The organism is Planctomonas deserti, from assembly GCF_003067705.1.
In the GTDB taxonomy this organism is placed as follows: domain Bacteria; phylum Actinomycetota; class Actinomycetes; order Actinomycetales; family Microbacteriaceae; genus Planctomonas; species Planctomonas deserti.
The window spans coordinates 1-526 of sequence record NZ_QANL01000198.1 but is presented as its reverse complement, the minus strand read 5'-3'; the positions used below and the strand labels follow the sequence as shown (position 1 = coordinate 526).

Below are 526 nucleotides of genomic sequence, written 5' to 3'. Positions count from 1 at the left end.
CTCGACAGCCAGACGATGTAGAGCACTTTCACCGCTTCGACCGTCTGGAACTTGGAGATGCCCAGGTTGATCCAGCGGCGTGCGCCGTTGACCGTGCTGCCCAGGCCCGGTGCGAACACCGCCAGCAGCAGCACGAAGCAGCCCAGCAGCAGCATCTGGTTGTACTGCTCGATGGACTTCAGCTCGGTGCGGGCGGCGATGACCGCCAGCACGATACCCACCGCCAGGAAGATCAGGTGGCGGTTGAGGTAGTAGAACGGGCTGCTCATCAAGGCGATCGAGCTGGACGCCACCATCACCACGCCCACGCCGGTGAGCGCGATGATCGCGCCCAGCAGCCACTTGTCGTAGCTGCCTTCGATGGCTTCAAGGCGTGTTGCCTGGCGGGACAGGTCGTTCATCTCAGCGCACCTTCAACGTGGCCAGGCCGATCAGCACGAGCACGACGGAGATGATCCAGAAGCGCACGATGACGCGCGGCTCCGGCCAGCCCTTCAGTTCGAAATGGTGGTGGATCGGCGCCATG

Annotated in this window: 1 protein-coding gene; it reads right to left on the bottom strand. The window is 63.5% G+C overall.

Going from position 1 to position 526, the window contains the following annotated elements:
• The coding region (locus tag DAI20_RS20265) for an FtsW/RodA/SpoVE family cell cycle protein (protein ID WP_159085173.1) at positions 1-401 on the bottom strand (401 nt) is incomplete at its 3' end.
• Positions 402-526: the final 125 nt, after the last annotated feature.